At 40.7% G+C, this 15,128-nt stretch carries 11 protein-coding genes; 3 read left to right on the plus strand and 8 right to left on the minus strand.

Annotated elements, in window-relative coordinates:
- Positions 1-214 precede the first annotated feature (214 nt).
- The 6 genes from B2400_RS02980 to B2400_RS03005 all read right to left on the minus strand — a co-directional run bounded on the left by B2400_RS02980 (position 215) and on the right by B2400_RS03005 (position 8,435).
- Positions 215-757, minus strand: coding sequence for a plastocyanin/azurin family copper-binding protein (locus tag B2400_RS02980; protein ID WP_149527081.1), 543 nt, complete (start codon positions 755-757; stop codon positions 215-217).
- Positions 758-839: 82 nt separating this feature from the next.
- Positions 840-2,447, minus strand: a complete 1,608-nt coding sequence (locus B2400_RS02985) for a response regulator (protein ID WP_149527080.1) — start codon at positions 2,445-2,447, stop codon at positions 840-842.
- An 8-nt stretch (positions 2,448-2,455) separates the two neighbouring features.
- The gene (locus B2400_RS02990) at positions 2,456-3,025 is read right to left on the minus strand and encodes a chemotaxis protein CheB (RefSeq protein ID WP_293930667.1); all 570 of its coding nucleotides are present in this window, start codon (positions 3,023-3,025) and stop codon (positions 2,456-2,458) included.
- A 1-nt stretch (position 3,026) separates the two neighbouring features.
- Positions 3,027-3,860, minus strand: coding sequence for a CheR family methyltransferase (locus tag B2400_RS02995; RefSeq protein ID WP_149527078.1), 834 nt, complete (start codon positions 3,858-3,860; stop codon positions 3,027-3,029).
- Positions 3,848-7,297 carry a response regulator gene (locus B2400_RS03000; RefSeq protein WP_293930670.1) on the minus strand — a complete coding sequence of 1,150 codons (3,450 nt, stop codon included), beginning with the start codon at positions 7,295-7,297 and terminating at the stop codon, positions 3,848-3,850. The genes B2400_RS02995 and B2400_RS03000 overlap by 13 nt, the downstream gene beginning before the upstream one ends.
- Positions 7,298-7,307: 10 nt before the next feature.
- Positions 7,308-8,435: a hypothetical protein gene (locus tag B2400_RS03005; protein ID WP_293930672.1), complete on the minus strand. Its 1,128-nt coding sequence runs from the start codon at positions 8,433-8,435 to the stop codon at positions 7,308-7,310.
- 137 nt (positions 8,436-8,572) lie between these two features.
- Here B2400_RS03005 and floA point away from each other — a divergent pair, with 137 nt between their 5' ends.
- The 3 genes from floA to B2400_RS03020 all read left to right on the plus strand — a co-directional run bounded on the left by floA (position 8,573) and on the right by B2400_RS03020 (position 11,148).
- The gene (gene floA, locus B2400_RS03010) at positions 8,573-9,550 is read left to right on the plus strand and encodes a flotillin-like protein FloA (protein WP_149527075.1); all 978 of its coding nucleotides are present in this window, start codon (positions 8,573-8,575) and stop codon (positions 9,548-9,550) included.
- Between the two features lie 489 nt (positions 9,551-10,039).
- Complete coding sequence (locus B2400_RS03015) at positions 10,040-10,558, plus strand: KdsC family phosphatase (RefSeq protein WP_149527074.1); 519 nt, start codon at positions 10,040-10,042, stop codon at positions 10,556-10,558.
- Positions 10,525-11,148, plus strand: coding sequence for a Maf family protein (locus B2400_RS03020; protein WP_293930674.1), 624 nt, complete (start codon positions 10,525-10,527; stop codon positions 11,146-11,148). The genes B2400_RS03015 and B2400_RS03020 overlap by 34 nt, the downstream gene beginning before the upstream one ends.
- Before the next feature lie 549 nt (positions 11,149-11,697).
- On the opposite strand, the gene B2400_RS03025 is transcribed toward B2400_RS03020, so the two are convergent.
- Both B2400_RS03025 and B2400_RS03030 read right to left on the minus strand, forming a co-directional pair.
- Positions 11,698-14,373, minus strand: coding sequence for a TonB-dependent receptor domain-containing protein (locus B2400_RS03025; RefSeq protein ID WP_293930676.1), 2,676 nt, complete (start codon positions 14,371-14,373; stop codon positions 11,698-11,700).
- Positions 14,374-14,434: 61 nt separating this feature from the next.
- Positions 14,435-14,728 (minus strand): hypothetical protein, encoded by a 294-nt coding sequence (locus tag B2400_RS03030; RefSeq protein ID WP_149527071.1) that lies wholly within the window; start codon positions 14,726-14,728, stop codon positions 14,435-14,437.
- Positions 14,729-15,128: the final 400 nt, after the last annotated feature.

Raw genomic sequence — 15,128 nt, forward strand, 5'->3', positions numbered from 1 at the left:
AACGTAAATCAATATTTACTATAGCAAACGTATGCATAAACTACGTTGAAATGACAGGCATACAGGATACTTCGATATAGAAACAAAACTTTCATGTTTCCATGAAACACCAACAGGCATGAAAGTTCTTGATGGACTTTGAAAACAGACACTTTCAGAAATAAAAAAGCCCCGAACAAGTCGAGGCTAATTTTATGAATGGAGCTAAATAAGATTATTCAGCTACGATTTTTCCTTGCATGATACCGAAGTGACCAGGGAAACTACATAGATAAGGATAAACTCCTTTTTCCAATGTGAAAGTGATTTTATCAGACTCACCTGGACCTAATAATTTCGTGTGTGCTACGATAGAAGTAAGTGATGATTTAGGGATGTACTCGCTGTCAGCAGCAGCTGCAGCTTCGCCACCGAATGTAGGGATATCAACACCTGGTTTCAAAACTACAAAGTTGTGACCCATAGACTCTTTAGGCATTGATCCTACGTTTTTCAACGTCAATTCAACTGGCTCACCCGCTTTAACGCGAATTAAGTTGATGTTAAACTGCATTTGATCATTTCCTTCAACTGTCCAAGTTTGTGAAGATGTTACATTTTCGATTCCTGGTACTGTTTCTTCTGTAGTTGAAGCAGGAGCCTCAGTAGTCGGTGTGGATTCCGTAGAAGTAGTCTCCTCTTTCTTCTCTGCATTATTTCCGCAAGAAGAAACCGCAATAGCTAGAGCCAATGCAGGAGCTAAAATTAATTTTTTCATAACTAAATATTAAATTTAATATTCCGAATTTACTATAAATAATTCATTTTAACGAGTGTAACGTTACGAAATGAAAGATAATTTAAGAATTAATTTTTGCCGTGACAGAAACAATCTTTTGATATAGTTCAATCGGGTCAAAAGGTTTCCCAATCACACCGTCTGCACCCGCCTGGAAGGCTGCAGCCTGCTCATGCTCCAATACAGAAGCGGAGATCGTGATGATAGGAATACCATGTTTTTCCGGTATAATATGATTTTTTATCTCTTTAATAGCCTCGAAGCCGCTCATGATTGGCATATGGGTATCCATAAGGATCAAATCATAATGATTTGCTTCTACGTTTTCTAAAGCCAAGCGGCCATTGCGAACGATATCTACTTCACAATTCCAGCTGCGCAACATGTGAGCAAGCATGAAGGAGTTTAAATCATTATCCTCTGCTACCAAGACGCGCATATTGCTAAACTTCGGAAAGGTATTATAAGAAGGCGCATTCGTCTCATTTTTCTGCTCGTCATGGTCCGATGCCTCAAACCAGCCTTCAAAATAGAATTCCGAACCCTTACCATATTCACTCTTTGCACCCACCTGACCATTTAACAACTTCGCTAGACGTTTTACAATCGCAAGTCCAAGTCCAGTACCACCGAATTTCTTCGTAATACCATCATCAGCCTGTTCGAAAGCCATAAAGATTTTCTCTACAGAATCCGCTTTGATACCGATCCCCGTATCCTTGACAATAAAGCGCAGCAGAAAGTTATTAGCACGCTGTTCCAACAAATTCACCGTTAGAATGATAGAACCCGATTCGGTGAACTTTAAACTGTTCGAAATGAAATTGCTGATAATTTGCTGTAAGCGCAGGGAGTCGTAGCGAATATATTGAGGAACACCTTCGTCAACTTCAATTTCAAAATTTAGATTCTTATGGGTTGCCTTTATCTTAAATATTCGATCGATATCCTCAATCATTTTCAGCAAGCTAAAGTCTTCGAATTCGATCTTCAGCATTCCCGAATCAATCTTGGAGAGGTCGAGGATATCATTGATAATAAGCAGGAGCGATTGCGAAGCATTATCCAATCGCTTTAACCAATCGCGTTGCTCTGCGGTGAGCTCCGAACTTTTGAACATATGCATAATCCCCATAATACCATTGATAGGCGTTCGGATCTCATGGCTCATGTTCGCCAGGAAAATCTCCTTAGATTTTCTGGCCTGTACGGCCTCTTCTTTTGTTTTTAATAACTCCTGTCGAGAAAGTTCCAATTCGCGGTTCTTCTCTTTCAGCTCTTGTTGCACCAAAATCTGCTGTACAAAAGAACGTACTTTCGCAACGGTAATTTCGGGGTTCAGCGGTTTGTAGAGGTAATCGACAGCGCCACTTTCAAGCCCCTGTAATAAATACTTATCCTCCTTGGAAATCGCAGTAACCATGATCGCCATAATATGGCTCGTCTTTGGATTGGATTTAAGAATTGAAACAAACTCAAATCCATTGATCTTGGGCATTTGGACATCAACTAAAGCAATAGAAATGTCCTCTTTCCAACAGATTTTCAATGCGTCATTGGGATCTGTTGAGGAAATAAGATTAACATGGTCAACATCTTCCAATAATGCGCTCAAACTGATGATATTTTCTTCCTTATCATCAAGGAGCAAAATGTTGATAGTCTTCATTTTAGCAATTATGTTAATAGGCTAAAATAGGTAATTATTTTAGCATTAGTAAGTGTTGTAACATTTTTTGATACTTTCTGACCGCTTTTCGGCATCGTATCGATTTTCGCCTCTTCGGGCGATTGCACATAACAGGTGGCACCCAGCTCAGCCAGGCGTTTCAAACCGTTCGCTCCGTCAGAATTTGCTCCTGACAACAAAAATGCCGTCGTGTTTGTTTTGTACACGTCAGCGACAGACTCAAAGAATACGTCGATAGATGGTCTTGAGAACTGAACAGGTTCCGAAATATCTAACGAAAATCGATGGTCTGGCTCTACCATTAAATGATAACCCGGAGGTGCGAAGTAAATGTTGTCGGCCAGAATGGGCAACTTGTCTTTCACGGAAGTGACCTTTCTGTTCAGGCGTCGCGATAAACTTGACTCTACTTTCGTTTCATATTTAGAATTACGATGTAAAACCACTACGATCGCCGCAGAAAAGTATGCCGGAAGGTGATCTAAAATATCCACGATGACTTCATAAGCCCCCGCGGACCCACCAACCACAATGATATTTTTTGCCAATTCTTCCATTTTATTTAATCTTTTGGTAGATATTATATTCCTTGTCTACCACTTTGAAATTCTTCATGACCTCATGGCGCAACAAGGTTTCCTTAGTACCCAAGCATAAAAAGCCAAATAGCGCAAGAGATTCGTAGAACAGATTCATGACCCGCTCTTGAAGCTTCAAATCAAAATAAATCAATACATTTCGACAGGTTATCAAATGAAATTCATTAAAAACTTGATCCGTTGCCAAGTTATGTGTAGAAAATAAAATATTCTGTCTTAAATCATGATTGATGATAGCCGCATCGTAACGTGCGGTATAATAGGACGCAAAATGCTCTTTGGAATCGAAGGCATTGAAATTCTCGGTATATTCTTTGAACTTCTTCAACGGATAGATTCCTTTTTTCGCAATATCTAATACCTTACTGTTGATATCCGTTCCATAGATAAAAGAGCGATCGCTAAGCCCATGTTCTTTTAGCAGGATGGCGAGGGAATAAACCTCTTCACCTGTAGAACATCCGGCACTCCAAATCTTAATTCTTGGAAAGGTTGATAAATAGGGGATAATGTCGTTAACCAGCTTATTATAAAAACCCGGATCACGGAACATCTCCGTCACGTTGACTGTCACTTCCTCAACAAAATATGTCTGAAAGCCTGGTACATTGACCAAGGCGTTCTTGAGGTCGACGATATCCATCTGCTCTAAACCCATAATCCGCTGAATTCTGCGCTTCAACGACGAACGAGTATAGCCAGAAAGGTCAAAATCGGAAATATTCTTCAACAGAAAAATCAAATCTTCGATTTCTGTAAAACTCAATTCGTAAGAATCCTCTAACTTAGCCATACTTGCATTAATGATACCAACTTGTCGATATCGATTGGTTTGCTTACGTAATCACTAGCCCCCAAATCGATAGACTTCTCTCTATCTCCCTTCATTGCCTTCGCTGTAACGGCTATAATCGGTAGATTATTATTCTTTTTCTCTTTACGTATTAACTGTATAGCTTCATAGCCATCCATCTCAGGCATCATGATGTCCATGAGCACAATATCAATATGGTTTGCAGGGTCATTGACCATCTCCACAGCTTCGCGACCATTATTAGCAATCTCAATCTGCATATTGTATTCCTGCAGCGATGAAGTCAATGCAAAAACATTCCGCATATCATCGTCCGCAATCAACACACACTTACCGTCCAAATTGCTGGTTCCGTAATTTTCCTTATTGGCAATCTTATCTAGATTCTTGACAGGATTATACGTCGGCTCTGTCAACTTGTTCAAGAACAAATTCACCTCATCCGTTAAACGGGTGTTCGATTTGCTCGATTTCAAAACCATAGATTGGGTATGGCGCATAATGCGCTCCGTTTGTTCGGTCGATAGATCGTATGCTGTATTGATGATCACCGGAAGCTTCTCGTATTTTTTATCCGATTTAATCTTGTCGAGCATCTCTAATCCACTACCGTCAGGAAGCTTGATGTCTAGTATAATACAATCGAAGTTTCCTTCCTGTTCTAATTTCTTTAGCCCGGATTCTACGGTGAACGCTTGGATCACATTGATCTGCTGTTCTGCAAAAGCTTTCTTGATCAAATCACTTTGGAACTCTTGATCCTCGATCAGCAAAATTTTCTTAACGCCTTTGTTCAAGTTCAAATTGATGTTCTCAAATGCGGATTCTATACTCGCTTCGCTTACAGGTTTTGACATAAACCCAATTGCTCCATCTTCTAAGAACTCTTTTTTATCAAAACTTGCTGCCGACATCATATGAATAGGGATATGCTTCGTCTCCTCCGCATTTTTTAGCGTACGCAACACTTCCCAGCCGTCGGCAATCGGAAGCATCACATCCAAGATAATAGCGTCCGGAAGCTTCGATTTCGCTAATTGAATACCGGTTTCTCCATCATAAGCTTGAAGGGCCGTAAAACCGTATCCCTCAGCAAAACTTTTTAATATTTCAGAAAAATTAATATCATCTTCAATAATCAGAATAGCCTTTTCGCCAGCAAGTTCAGCACTGCTCAGCGGTTTTTCTTCAGCTGGTTCAGGAGTAATATGCGCTTTTGGCTTCTCAACCTCTCTTACAGGCGTTTGTTCCTCTTGCGGTTGTGGCGATTCTTCTAGCGATAGGGCAGAAGGTGCGACATAAGGGATGATCAGTGTGAACTTACTTCCAACACTTGGTTCGCTTTCAAGAACAATGCGCCCCCCTAAAAGTGAGGCTATTTCCTTAGAAATCGATAATCCCAAACCGGTTCCGCCATATTTACGACTCGTAGAGCCATCTTCCTGTCGGAAGGCTTCAAAAATCAAGGTCTGTTTTTCTGCCGAAATACCAATGCCCGAGTCGGTAACGGCGAAATTAAGATTATTCTGATTCAAGCTAATCTTCAAGCTGACCTGTCCATTCCGCTCCGTAAACTTGAATGCGTTAGAAAGAAAATTCTTTGTCACCTGCTCTAAACGATATTCGTCGGAAACGAATTCTGCAGGAGCCTCGGAGATATCCACTTTAAAGTCAATCTTCTTATCATCCGCAATTTCTTTAAACAATGATTCGATATTATGGGCAAATCCTGCAACCGGAATGACTTCGTTATTTAATTCAACTTTACCTGATTCAATCTTAGCCAAATCGAGCAGCTCATTGATCAATTGCAATAAATCCGAGCCGGCATTATAGATAACGGATGAATATTTGATCTGATCTTCCGATAGATTCTTTTGTTTATTGTCCTGAAGTAACTTCGCCAAAATCAATATACTGTTCAATGGCGTTCTTAGCTCATGGCTCATATTAGCCATGAACTCCGATTTATATTTGCTGGCTTGCTCTACCTCGGTAATTTTCTGCTCGACAACTTGCTGCGCATCTTTCAAATCCACGTTGCGTTTCTCCAGTTCTGCCGCCTTTTGGTTAAGTTCTTTATTCGCTTGCGAAAGTTCCTCTTGCTGTACCCGCAGTTCCTCTTCCGAGGCTTCTAACAAATTCGTCTTATAAACAAGCTCCTCATTGGTGATGCGTAGTTCCTCTTGCTGCGCTTCCAACTCTTCGGTCTGATGTTGCGTTTCAGCCAATAGATCTTCTACTAGACTCTGATCTTGTCTGGATTTGATCGCAGAACCAATTGCGCGACCGGCGCGCGTAAGGAAATTTAAGATATTCTCTTCACGTTCCTTGCTGAAGGAACCAAAAACTTCAAGTACGCCAATACAGTATTCTTCGAACACGATAGGGAAGATAATAACTTTTGCAGGAAGTGCCGAAACAATCCCTGAACTCAATTTAACTTGATTGAGCTCAGTGATATCGAATACCTTTGGCAGTTTTGACTCGGCAACATGGCCGACGATTCCTTCACCAATCAATATGTTGCTCAAAAGCTGTTTGGAATCTAATCCATAAGAGTCCTTTAAAGTCAGCTCGTACGAATCAATTTTTCGAATATAAATCGCAGCAGCATGTCCCTCCAATACATCTCGGACAATGGATAAAGCATTCTTGGCGATTTGGTGTTCTGAAAGGTTGCCATTGACAATATTGTAGACTTTTGCCGAATTCTGCAAAACCCAGTTTAGTTCCTCCAGTTTATCTGTCGTACGTTGAAACTCATCGTTGAGCTTACGCTCTGCTTCCGACGTTTTTGTCAAATAAATCGAAAGCTTCATGATCTGATAGATAACATATAAGATAACCAACAAGGAGACAATTCCTAGTGCCAGCGTAATCGAACGCGTAGTTTCTAAAAACTTTAGCTTTTGTTCGGTCTTTGTAGCACGCTTTGCGATAATCTCATTGGTCATCATGTTGCTCGCCGCCGTTATCATATCCTGCTCATCAGACAGGTTATTAGAAATCGTATTTAAGCTGTTGCTGGATTTCATAGCACTACGGCTCAGAATGCTATCGCTGACTGCTTGAATCTTCGCAATACTTTGTGGAACAGTGTCGATTAAAATGTTCGTCGATGCCAGCTTGCTGATGGTTGCATTAATATTCGTACGCGCACGCTCTCTGGAATAAGCGTCTACATTATGTTCCAAGGAATTGAATTTAGAAATCTGTTGAATTTCTACCTCCCAATCCTGGATCAAATAGAATTTCTCCTGCGCTAAATCCATATATTCCTTCATCGCACCGGTATATTCCTTCTGCTTGGCAGTAAAATACCAGTAAGAGAATATGATGACCAAAGTCGCCACTATGATGCTTACCATAGCCTGTAACCGCGCTGACTTGAGTTTGAACATGTCTAATGACATAATATCCTTGTTAAAATGTTAATCGATACGTACAATGTGTTTTATAGCGTTCTGCTCCGATGGACTCGACAACGGCAATCATTTTTCTGTTGAAGCTCCCAATCCAGTTCATTTGTATCTCCTGATATGTCGGGGGACGCAATTGAGAAACGGAATTTGCAAAATTCACTATGAAGGCGCTTTCGACACCTCTCCCTTGGTAGTCCGGATGAATTCCAAAAACCATCCCTACCATTGTTGTACACTTTCTTGTTGTTTTTCGGTACAAAAATCGAATTTTTTGGCAAATGTTTAAACTTCCGTTACGTAAAAATTTCACTAACAGCTGGTTTAGGTCTGGCAAATTGATGAAAAAGCCTATCGGTTGTTGTTTAAAGTAAGAAAACCAAATTATTTTCTTGTCCATCGCTGGACGCATATGTGCAATTAATTGCGCTACTTCGGCTCTGCTCAGTGTATTAACACCATCAAAATCTTTCCATGCGGCATTATAAACTTCCATAAAAGAAGTAATTATTTCCTTTTCGGAAAGTTTACTGATGTCTTCGAAGCGATAGTTCGGATCTTGTTGAATCCTACTCGCCCGATGTAGGACGGCGGGACTGAATGCTACCGATATTTTCCGGCGATAAGTATATTGTTCAAATAGGGCTTCGAAAGAATATTGTCGAAACAGCGATTGATAGTAGGGGGGATGGTAGAACATGCCATAAACCGGCGGGTAGAATCCAGCAATCAGCAAACCCCACCATTGATCGCGTGTGCCAAAATTAATGGGACCGTCCATTTGTTTCAAGCCATGCTCTTGAAGCCAGCTCTTTGCCTGATCGAACAGTAAGTTTGCAGCTTCTTGTTGGTTGATACATTCAAAAAAGCCGAATCCACCTTGGTTCTCTCCAAGTTTATCATCGAAATGATAAAATGCGGCAATCCGTCCGATAACCTCGTCCTTAACATCATAAAGATTCCAGCGCATGAGGTCACCCTTCTCAAAATATGAGTTCTTCGATCGGTCAAAGACCGACTCGATATCGCTGTTCAGCGGGTGAATATAATTTCGGTTAGCTCGGTTTATTATGGCCGGCAATTCAAGGAATTGTTTTGAATCAGCGGCATTTACCACTTCCTTTAAATACATTATCTAAAATCATGATATAAGAATTAAATATAGCGAATAAACTTGCATTAAACCGCGAAAAACTGAAATAACAACCGACTCTTCTAAATAAAATTTATATCTTTAGTAAATTGAAACTTTTATTAATCGACAATTAAATGGATCCAGCAATTCAACTCGTACTCATTATTATCGGAGCGGTAATCGCCATATTCTTCCTACTTTATCTACTTCCTGTCAATCTGTGGTTTACAGCACAGCTGTCCAATGTTAAGATCAGTTTACTGAATCTTGTATTGATGCGCCTAAGGAAAGTGTCGCCAGCATTGGTCACCAATGCCATGATAACTTCTACCAAAGCAGGTTTAAAGATTAGTTCTAATGAAATAGAAACGCACTACTTAGCGGGTGGGAATGTAAATAAAGTAATCAAAGCACTGATCTCTGCTGACAAAGCTAATATCCCGCTCGATTTTAAACTAGCAACTGCTATTGACTTAGCAGGTCGTGACGTGTTTGATGCGGTACAGCTCTCTGTAAATCCGCAGGTAATTAATACACCTCCGGTGGCTGCCGTAGCAAAGGACGGTATTCAACTAATCGCAAAAGCGCGGGTGACGGTTCGTGCAAACATCAACCAATTAGTTGGTGGTGCCGGTGAAGAAACAATCCTAGCGCGTGTTGGTGAAGGGATCGTTACGACGATCGGTTCTTCTAGCAATCATAAAGAAGTATTGGAGAATCCCGATAGAATCTCAAAAACGGTACTATCAAAAGGACTAGACTCGGGAACAGCCTTTGAAATCCTTTCTATTGATATCGCAGATATCGATATCGGTGAAAACGTAGGAGCGAAGTTACAAACAGACCAAGCGGAAGCCGATCTAAAGGTAGCCAATGCAAGAGCAGAAGAGCGTCGCGCGATGGCCGTAGCAACTGAGCAAGAGATGCGCGCGAAAGCACAAGAAGCGAAGGCAAAAGTAATCGAAGCCGAATCTCAAGTACCAATGGCTTTAGCAGAAGCATTTAGAAATGGTAATCTAGGTATTATGGATTATTATAAAATGCAGAATATCCAAGCAGATACCGATATGAGAACTTCAATCGCTAAACCAAACGGACCAGAGAAAAAATAGTAATCAACGAATTAGTTGAAATAAACAACAAGGGCTGTACATGATAAGATGATACAGCCCTTGTTGTTTATGACGCACTTTGAAACCGAACTGCATGAAGCGATCTAACGGTGATTTGACGAATTTAAGGGATTTCACTTCTGGACGCTTATCGCCCATTTTTACTGAAAATAGCTTTGATTAGATAGATTTTCTCAAAAAATAAACCCTGACGATGGGCGCCAGGGTTTGATACTAACCAATTATAAACCTAAATTATGAAAAGACAAATTTTAACTAATAATTCTACTATTCCTTCGAATTATGATACAAAGGTAAAGCAAGAATTTAATTCTGCAAAGCGTTTCCAAAAAAAAGTTTCCTCTGCAACTACTTTCTGACAATTCTCTGATTTATGTGTTTTAACAAATAAAGTTTTGGCATTATTTGATTAATCTTGCATATTAATAACTCTCAAAGTTTGTCTAATTTTGGGGATAATTTAAAAATATGATCTTTCAGAAGTTTACACAGATAAAGGCAGTTGTATTAGATGTTGATGGTGTATTGACCGATGGCACCCTGCAAGTCAATGAATCGGGCGATCAGTTACGGACCTTCTATGTGAAGGATGGTTATGCCATGCAATTAGCAGAGAAAATGGGTCTGATGTTATGGGTGATATCCGGCGGAAGATCGGAGGGCGTACGATTGCGTCTGCAAGGACTCGGTGTCAAAGAAATACACTTAGGCGTGAGCCAAAAGATGGACGTTCTGAACGAGCTGTTGACTAAATATGAATTAACCGCCGATCAGCTAATGTATGTTGGCGATGATATGCCAGACTACGAGGTGATGCAGGTCGTTGGTATCGCAGCATGCCCGGTTGATGCCGTAGAGGATATCAAAACCATCTCTCACTATATGTCGCCATTTAAAGGTGGACGAGGTGTTGTGCGAGATATCTTAGAAAAGATATTAAAGCTACAGGGAAAATGGGGCGTACAGACACATATAAAGAGCGTTTAATGATCCAGGATAAGTTGAAGAATATTTCGATCATCCTCGGGTCGAAATCGCCTAGAAGAAAAGAGTTGTTCGCTTCGATGGACATTGCTTTTGAAGTTGAAGTCAAAGAAACAGATGAATCTTACGATCCAACGCTTTCAGCCGTAGAAATCGTGAAGTATATCGCCGAAACTAAGCTCAGCGGATTTGATCGCCATCGCTACTTTGATAAGCTATTAATCTGCGCCGATACCATTGTTGTAGACGAGCAGGGCGATGTACTCGGAAAACCTGCCGATCTGGAAGAAGCAAAAGCCGTAATTAAACGCTTAGCTGGCAAATCACATCGTGTTTACACCGCAGTCGCTTTAGCCTACCAACACCAAAAAGTAAGCTTCGTCGAAGAGACAACCGTTTGGTTAAATAATCTGTCAAATGAAGAAATCGACTACTACGTTGAGCGTTATAAACCATTGGATAAAGCCGGTTCTTACGGTATCCAAGAATGGATCGGTAGAGTAGGGATTAATAAAATCATCGGCTCCTACGAAAATGTAATCGGACTACCAACAGCACGGTTGCAGCAAGAACTGAAGCGAGTATTTTATTAGATATCAGATATTAGATTTTAGACATTAGAGTTGTCTGAACTAGGAAAGGAAGGATTTTAAGATAAGCAGGATCCTGGCCATCCTTTCATCCTTCCTTTCCTGGTTCAAAGACAAAGCATCCTGTCAATCCTTACATTCTTCCTTTCCCGCTTCAAACGAAGGCAATACGCCGGATCCTGTCAATCCTTTCATCCTTCCTTTCCTGGTTCGAAGACAATCCCATCCTGTCAATCCTTTCTTCCTTCCTTTCCCGCTTCAAACGAAGGCAATACGCCAAATCCTGTCCATCCTTTCATCCTTCCTTTCCTGGTTCAAAGATAATCTCTATCCTTTCTTGTTTAAATCAAAGGCGCCTAATCGGCGCCCTACATTTCTAAAATCTAATGTCTGATATCTAATATCTAATAAAATACTAACTACTGTTCAAACCCAATTCAAACCCAATGTAAACCCAATACAAACCCCTATCAAAGCCACTTCAGAAGGACTTTGATAGGGGTTAATATTGGGTCATGAAAGGTTTTTACTCCTTTCAGGTCACTCGTAATTCTATTTGATATGGTATCGGATACCGGTATAGAACATTCGGCCGGTAATTGGTCCCCATACGAGGTTGGTATCGAAGTTCTGACCAAACGGATTGTCGAACGCTAAGATTGGATCTTTCTGGTAGAAGTTTGTTAGGTTCTCTCCACCGATATAGATATCAAAGTTTTTGTTCTTGCCGAATGTGCGGCTTACTTGAGCATTCATCGTCACGTAAGCATCAGAGCGTGTACCTAGTTGGTATTCAACAGGGTTGCTAGCAGTGCTCGGTAAACGTTTTTTGCCCACCACGTTTAGCGTATAGTCAAATGCCCAACCGGAGTGTAGGTTGTATGCTAGGTTCAGGAACCCACGATGCTTCGCATTCATTGGTTTCTCTAATCTTCCAGACTGATAATCTGTTTGTACGTCTAATAAGCGGTACGCCATACGTGCTTCAAAATGTTGAAGTGGCATAAAGCGGAACTCCGCCTGAATACTGTTTGAGAATGATTTGCCATCTAAATTATAGAAGCTAACCTGGCGTGGATCTTCATAGTCGATTACGACTTGATTTTGGAAACGGTTGTGGAACAACTCGACCGATATACCTGACTCTCTGCCGAACAATTGGAAATTTTGGTCGAAAGTGAATCCGGTATTCCAGGATACCTCAGGCTTCAGGCCATAAGCATTGGCACCATTGATGAGACCTGCCATATTGTTGATTGTACGGCTGGAAGCAAAAATACCTAAGTTTTCTGCAAAGATGTTCGCTGTGCGCTGTCCTCTTCCTGAACTTAAGCGAAGGGTGGTGTTGAGGGTTGGCTGATAGCGCAACACTGCGCGTGGCGTAGTAAACCAACCATATAGGTTATTATAATCCTGGCGTAAGCCTAAAACAGCGTCGAAGTTTTCCGACGGACTAAAGGTGTACTCTGCAAATGCGCCTGCAGTGGTTTCTTTACGACCGAAATCATATTGATAAGCGGTTTGTCCTGCCTGATAGCGCGCTAAATCCTCATCATAATTATCATGTTGTACGGATGCCCCAACTTTATATTTATGAGCAACCGAACCTAATATGTCCTGATACAATAAGTTTGCATATAGGGATTTCTGCTCATTGTCGTATGCGTTCAATCCGAAAAAGCTTTCTTGTTTAAAGCGACTTGCTGATAATTGCAGTCCGATACTACGGTGTTTATTTGTCGGGAAAACATAACCCAACTTACCAAAACCTTCGATACGCTGGTTTTTAAAACCTAAGCCATAAAGGTCAGTTCCATATTTATCGGTTTTCTCGTTGAAATCGATCTGTCCACCGATACGGTCATCATGGAGGAATTTAACGCCAAATTGAGCGATAACTCCTTTTCCGTTTTCATAATGCCATCTGTTGATCCCGGAAAATAGATTGCCGACCGGCATATCACGGAAACCGTTATCACTGAAGTTCATGGATTTGTTATACATGAAGTTGTCATGTAGCAATAATCCAACAGACCATTTCTCGTTGATATGATGAGAAACATTTAGGTTCACATCCGTACGTCCCATGTTGTTAGCATAAGCATTGAAAAACAACTTGTCGGAGTTATGTGGCTTCTTTAGTTCCACATTAATTTGTCCGGCCATATTTTCAAAACCGTTCGCTACAGAACCGATTCCTTTACTGATATTGATGGCTTCAATCCATGTTCCGGCAATAGAGTTTAAGCCGAGAGGTGCAGAAAATCCGCGAGGTCCCGGTAGGCCCTCTACCGTAATTTGCGTATAGATGCCGCTAAGACCTAGCATTTGAATCTGCTTACTGCCTGTCACTGCATCGCTGCTAACAACATCTACAGATGCCGTTGTGGTAAAACTTTCACTTAAATCACAACATGCCGCCTTGAAAAGTTCCTTAGCAGTTAATGTCTCTACTCTGTTTGGGGTAAGCTTCGAGATATAGTTCGACTTCTGTCTTCTCGAGATAACAATCTCTTTTAATACATTATTCTTCGCTTGGATTACGATGACCTCGTGCAGGTTTTTCACCTCTACCGTATCACTTTGCATACTTGCATGTGAAATAACAAGGTTTCGGAAAGGCTTTTTGTGCATAATTTTGAATACGCCATTCTCATTGGTCTTAACCTTTTTCGCAGGTTCATCCGCCCAGAATACAGTAACTTCTGTAATAGGGTTCAGATCGCCTTTGTCGTTTTCATTCACTACGACACCGGTCACTTCGTGATCATGATCGTGATTGTGTCCACCATCTTCCTCAGGTTTCATCGCATGCTCATGCCCTTCGTGGTCATGTCCCTCATGATCGTGATCGGCATGGTCGTGACCTTCATGGCTTTCCTCATGTTCTTCGCCTAAACGATCATACAAACAGCATTCATGGAGTTTTTCATAAACTTCATCATCAGCTTTAAACTCTCCAGCATCATGACCAATGGCAGCGATCTGCTTCTTGATATGATCAACTTTAACTTTATTGGTATCTAGTTTAACGGTTGCCAAATGGCTGTTTTGGCTCCACTCGATCTCGGTCGCACCAGCATCTAATCCTGCTTTCTCGATGCGCTTTTTACACATGCCGCAATTGCCGGCAACTTCAAAACTTACGGTCGTAAGATTGCTTTGAGCAAATAAAACTTGCCCACAAAATAATAATATGATTAGTGGTAATAATCTTTGTAAATGCATAATAAATCTAATATTGAATCAATTGTCTTAATAAATAATCCGGATTGAAATCAATATTAAATCAAATTCTGAAGTTGCAGTTTAGCAGATATACAGGATTGGTATAGGAGAGCTGAAGCTCTTCGCTATGAGGATTCCACTTCAGATCTTGCTCTATCCATTGTTCTAGATAGGGTAATAACCACGGGATGACTACTACTGCGGGGCTGAAGTTGAAAAGTTGTTGAATGGATGATTGTAGTTGTTCTGACTCGCTTTTGAGTTCAAGTTGAACATCTTTACACATGTCTTTATCCTTACAACAGTTAGCGTTTGGGTCGCTATGTTGTTGATTGTGATGGTGTTCTACGCACATGGGGCAGCGGTCGTGTGATACTTTTTCCTCGTCTAAAACAGAGATTAAAGTACGTTTTCCACAATGATGCATATAGACAGTTGCTCCTGTACTGCATACAGAATAAATCGTCAAAAGCAATATGGCAACTATTTTTCTCATGTGATGTTTCAAATATAGAAACAAATAAAACATTTGTGGATAAAAAATATTAAAAATTACTTGCGAAAGAGAAAGTGCGGCTTTATATTAGTCTAACTTAATAGTATAAACCTAGTAAAATTATGGAACAATTAGCTGCACATCCAAGCTTGCTGTTTATTGGCGTCGGAGGACTTACCTTGGCGGCAGGTGCGGTAATTTTTTTATTTAACAAAGTTCTTAACCGAGTTAACTAAATAACAAAAGAGGCTGTCTAAAA

This window comes from Sphingobacterium sp. UBA6645 (genome assembly GCF_002455685.1).
Classification (GTDB): Bacteria; Bacteroidota; Bacteroidia; order Sphingobacteriales; family Sphingobacteriaceae; genus Sphingobacterium; species Sphingobacterium hotanense.

Excerpts from the sequence above, each read along its gene's own strand:
- B2400_RS02980 (WP_149527081.1), bottom strand. The coding sequence starts at position 757 with ATGAAAAAATTAATTTTAGCTCCTGCATTGGCTCTAGCTATTGCGGTT.
- B2400_RS02985 (WP_149527080.1), bottom strand. The coding sequence starts at position 2,447 with ATGAAGACTATCAACATTTTGCTCCTTGATGATAAGGAAGAAAATATC.
- B2400_RS02990 (WP_293930667.1), bottom strand. The coding sequence starts at position 3,025 with ATGGAAGAATTGGCAAAAAATATCATTGTGGTTGGTGGGTCCGCGGGG.
- B2400_RS02995 (WP_149527078.1), bottom strand. The coding sequence starts at position 3,860 with ATGGCTAAGTTAGAGGATTCTTACGAATTGAGTTTTACAGAAATCGAA.
- B2400_RS03000 (WP_293930670.1), bottom strand. The coding sequence starts at position 7,297 with ATGTCATTAGACATGTTCAAACTCAAGTCAGCGCGGTTACAGGCTATG.
- B2400_RS03005 (WP_293930672.1), bottom strand. The coding sequence starts at position 8,435 with ATGTATTTAAAGGAAGTGGTAAATGCCGCTGATTCAAAACAATTCCTT.
- floA (WP_149527075.1), top strand. The coding sequence starts at position 8,573 with ATGGATCCAGCAATTCAACTCGTACTCATTATTATCGGAGCGGTAATC.
- B2400_RS03015 (WP_149527074.1), top strand. The coding sequence starts at position 10,040 with ATGATCTTTCAGAAGTTTACACAGATAAAGGCAGTTGTATTAGATGTT.
- B2400_RS03020 (WP_293930674.1), top strand. The coding sequence starts at position 10,525 with ATGGGGCGTACAGACACATATAAAGAGCGTTTAATGATCCAGGATAAG.
- B2400_RS03025 (WP_293930676.1), bottom strand. The coding sequence starts at position 14,373 with ATGCATTTACAAAGATTATTACCACTAATCATATTATTATTTTGTGGG.
- B2400_RS03030 (WP_149527071.1), bottom strand. The coding sequence starts at position 14,728 with ATGTGCGTAGAACACCATCACAATCAACAACATAGCGACCCAAACGCT.